Here is a 4,317-nt window from a genome sequence, read left to right on the forward strand (position 1 = left end):
AAATTAGCCTATAATATGAGCCTACATAAAATGGTTGGAATCATTTCTATTCCTCTTTGTATTTGGAATGACGCCTCTCCTATTAATGTTCACTGGAATTATTATGTGGCAATTAAAAGCACGTGCCCGCAGAAGAAGTACGAAGAAAAAATCTAATGAAGCTATTGCCGCGTAACTTAAAAATACATAGTAAAAAGCACCGCGAAAAGCTTTAACGCGGTGCTTTATTGTTGAAAAAATAGAGAATAGCCGTTCAAGACTGCCCATCCCCTTATATTAATTGATAATGATTATAATATTAATCTTTGAAAGACTTTTCTCCTTTGCTTTAATTATATCAATCCCAAAATTAACTACGACTTAAATTATGACTTCAAAAAAGGACTATCACAGGTGCTTTTTATATGCATGGCATGGATTCGAAAGCAGGCGTGCGGCATTTCCTTGCTCAACAATTTCTCCCTTATTTATAACAATGATTCAATCCGTCAGGAAATAAACAACATTCCCATTCCGAACTCCTGCTGGATATCCTTTAGCAAAACCCCTGCTTGAACCGTGACATCAAGCGCTGTCGTCGGTTCGTCCGCAATGAGCAGCTTGGGGCGATTAAGAGGCGCTATGGCTATCATGACACGCTGCAGCATCCCTCCACTTAACTCAAATGAGCAGCTTTTCATATGCTTCTTCGGATCAATAGAAATCATAGGATGAAACGCGCTTATAGGATCTTGAAACACGATAGATTCCTGGCTTCCATAGTATGTTCCTTAATTCCTTCTCGCTTAGCCTTGTTAGCTCCATGTAAAACTTCCTAACTTATCGAAATCGCATGTTTTGGAATCGGTATAGGTTCCACAGAAACAGCGTATTTTTTGTAGAACTCCTCAGTAGAAATAGTTGCTATTCAAGGAGACAGTAATTCACTTTTTAACTTTATTCGATCTCTTCCGTTAGGATGAAGGTATTCATTCAATTCTAGGAAATTGTACTCGTATGTTTTATTTATTTGGAATTGTCCAACCACCCCTATGCTTCTCCAAACCATTCGTTTATTTCCTAAAGCTGCTTGCTCATCTCGAATTAGACATTTTAACAATTTTGATTTTTCTTCGAGTTGTCTTAATTCCTTGTAAGCACCTGATTGAATAAATCCCTCTATTCCTATTTTAGTCGAGCCAATCACACTCCAGCTTTAATACATAACTTTAATCAGCTTTGCTTCACTATCATTTGCCCTGCAACTGAATTCATTGCTAATAAGGCCTCTTGAATTCTCAATTTGGTCGTTTCTTTATATAAATGTCTAGTCCTCCCATCCTTATAATGACTAATAATATCCGGTGTTATGTTATGTTCCTCGAGCAAACGACGAAGTCGTTTCTCACCAATTTTAAATGCTTTAAGCAAGTCAGAAAAAAAATAACCACTTTCTTTTTGATTTTTCAATTTAAAATTGACCAAACATTTTTTAAGCTCATCGCTTTTAGAATATCTTGGCACTTAAACGAACAGGTGTTAGTTTGTGCTATTTGGTTCAATATACTATCAATGCGCTCATACTCTTCTAGTAACCGATGCAGATCCTGTTTGGCTTCATTGAGCGCTACATTTCCCCCACGCTTTGAACCGCTTTAGAGAGTAGTTCAGCTGCCTTCTGAATACCTGTTGAGCCGCCAGCTCGTTTCATATATTTTCGCTAACCTGTAATAACTTCTGAAGTAGATTGACCTTTTAGATCCAACGGAGTCGGGAATTCTTTCAGTGTAGCTATGGAACGTGGACAGGTCCAATCTTTAAACACAGAAGCATACTCAGGGAAGCGTATATCCAACCAGCGTATGCTTCGATTCTGCATCCGAACACTATTTGTAACCCAAAATTCCCGATCATTCATTAGGGTCCGTAACCTCTGAAAATGAGTTGCTTGCCGAATGTATTCATAGTAATAGCCACGGCTAACAACATCTGCAATAACAAGGGCATCCTTAGGGTCACTCTTGGATGGACAATTATCTCGGTTCTCCTTGTTACGTTTCGTCGTTGCAGGATTCACTAAAACAACGTTAAAGCCCTTTTCAACAAGCCAGTTAGCCAAACTGTACCAGTAGTGCCCTGTCGGCTCCATGCCAATTATGATGTCCTTTAGTCGTTGTTTCTGTTGCAAGCCCTCCATCCAACGAAGTAATTTCTCAAACCCCTGGATAGTGTTCTTGAATGAAAGATGCTGATTTGTAAGGACAATGCCTCGAAAATTTGTGGCTTGAGCTACTTGAGTTTCCTTTGCCATATCAATTCCTATAACAAGATGTGAAGTAGTAATTCGTTCAATACGTTGATTTTGTCCTTCTGATTGCTTAAACTTCATAATAAGAGCGCCTCCTTGATGGTGTTGGGTATTTACCCGTCGACAAACCCATCATACCGAGGCGCTCCTTTTTTGACAAAGCCCATTTCTTAGGCTATACAGGAATGTTTAGCTTAACGATGTATTGAATATCAGACCTTAGAATTGTACTCATCGAGGTCTTTAGCGTCTTCAAAAAACTCCATAAAGCTTTTTATTAGGGATTGATCTTTACTAATTAAAGAGTGAGTCCAGAATCCCAACAAACAATTTCAACTTCTGCTTTGGAATGTTGGACAGTGACACCTGGTTTCCATAATTCTGGAGTTTCCGCAATCGGCAAAACACTCAAATTCTGTATATCGATCACTTCCGTATTTTTAAAACCAGAAAGTACTCCCCAAATAAATTGAATTTTATAATTAGTAATTAAATTGGTAAGTTGATCACCAGTAAGCCAGTATACGTTATTCCTATTCCATAAGCCTTTGTGAATTTTACATTGATCACAATAATTAAGAAAATCATCTGCTCTTATTCTGGCTTTTCTCTTTTTCATTGTGCAAAATCCGTTCGGCAGCCTCATCGGTCCACTCGGACCGGATCTTGGTTACAAAAGAACTTGGATGGAGTATAAGCTCATCCAACATGACCTTTATTCCTTGCGGTGATACGAACTGCTTGTTTAAGGCAATGGCTTAGATGCACCCCGAGAACCTCTACCAGTGCCCACACTTTTCGACCACTGCGAACCGGCTGCTCTATAAACCGCTGCCGTCGCCCCAAAACAAGCAATAAAAAAAGAGTCACCCGTGTTCCCAAGCCTCGGACTGTGATTCCCTCGGTGATAGTAGACTTTTGATTTTGTGATTTGTTCAATAGCAATTACGTATTTAGGAATGAGTTCATTTGGTTACATCATCGTGATTGTACTTATGAGGATCATAGTTGAAATTGCTATCACTACTCATGAGAGATACAGCAAAGTTGCAACCAACCGGCACACTGGGATCCCATTTATGTAGTTTTTCTTCTTCAAATGGCTTTGACACATTGATTTCTATACGATCTTCAACATATGTCCATCCCCGCGGGAACCCTTATAAAGATTGCTTCTTTCAAAATCGTAACTGGTGAGTACGAAAGATTGATAGTTGCACCTTCCTTTTTAACGTTATAAATGTATTGTCGATATTTAGTTGCAAATGTCTAAATGATCTTTGGTGATCGTATATGTTAAATATTCCTCCTGAGGGCATTCTATAATAAAAATGGATGGGGAGGAACAATGTTGGAACAGAAATACGTTAGAGAGACTAGATGCTTCAAAACTTCAAGAGTGTTTCCGCTGGATGTCAATAACCACAACACGATGTTCGGCGGTAAGCTCATGTCCCTGATCGACGATATCGCATCTATTACGGCTTCTAAATTATGTCGGGTGACGGCAGTGACGGCTTCCACGGACTCCGTCGATTTTTTGAAACCGATCCGTCCGACGGATTATGTATCCTTGGAATCCTTCGTCACTTGGACAGGCAAAACATCCATAGAAGTTTTCGTCAAAGTTATTACGGAAGATTTGCGCACTGGAAAAAGGGATATAGCTGCAACTTCGTTTTTAACCTTTGTTGGACTTGATGAATGCAACAATCCAATCCCTGTACCCCGAATCCTGCCAGAAACCGAAGAGGAACTAAAACTATACGAGACTGCAAGCCACCGCGCGGAAATTCGTAAAACCAGAAGAGAAGCAAGTCAAAATTTCGCTCACTATTTGGTCACAAAGTATCCGTGGGAATGAACATATCTAGGAAAGGGGAAGAAAAAATGACTAGTTTTCAAACAACTGTTGATGAAATGAATGAATACTCCTACATCATAAAAAATGCATTATCCATGGAACTGAGAGTAGATAATTCGAAAGTGGATCACATCGTGGAAATCATGGAGGATCTAGGCTTTAAGGG

At 39.3% G+C, this 4,317-nt stretch carries 4 protein-coding genes and 1 pseudogene; 1 reads left to right on the top strand and 4 read right to left on the bottom strand.

Features of this window, described 5'->3' with window-relative positions; translation table 11 throughout:
- Positions 1–488 precede the first annotated feature (488 nt).
- The 4 genes and pseudogenes from AC1DUA_RS31325 to AC1DUA_RS31340 all read right to left on the bottom strand — a co-directional run bounded on the left by AC1DUA_RS31325 (position 489) and on the right by AC1DUA_RS31340 (position 2,906).
- Positions 489–740: an ATP-binding cassette domain-containing protein gene (locus tag AC1DUA_RS31325; protein ID WP_477503461.1), complete on the bottom strand. Its 252-nt coding sequence runs from the start codon at positions 738–740 to the stop codon at positions 489–491.
- Between the two features lie 167 nt (positions 741–907).
- Positions 908–1,186 (bottom strand): hypothetical protein, encoded by a 279-nt coding sequence (locus tag AC1DUA_RS31330; protein WP_477503462.1) that lies wholly within the window; start codon positions 1,184–1,186, stop codon positions 908–910.
- Between the two features lie 343 nt (positions 1,187–1,529).
- Positions 1,530–2,368, bottom strand: a pseudogene (locus tag AC1DUA_RS31335) (IS110 family transposase); the annotation flags it as partial.
- A gap of 217 nt (positions 2,369–2,585) precedes the next feature.
- Entirely contained in the window at positions 2,586–2,906 is a 321-nt protein-coding gene (locus AC1DUA_RS31340) for a hypothetical protein (protein WP_477503463.1), read from the bottom strand.
- 732 nt (positions 2,907–3,638) lie between these two features.
- Here AC1DUA_RS31340 and AC1DUA_RS31345 point away from each other — a divergent pair.
- On the top strand, positions 3,639–4,151 hold the full coding sequence (locus AC1DUA_RS31345) for an acyl-CoA thioesterase (protein WP_477503464.1): 513 nt from the start codon (positions 3,639–3,641) through the stop codon (positions 4,149–4,151).
- Positions 4,152–4,317: the final 166 nt, after the last annotated feature.

The organism is Paenibacillus sp. 01T422 (assembly GCF_056398785.1).

Excerpts from the sequence above, each read along its gene's own strand:
- AC1DUA_RS31340 (WP_477503463.1), bottom strand. The coding sequence starts at position 2,906 with ATGAAAAAGAGAAAAGCCAGAATAAGAGCAGATGATTTTCTTAATTAT.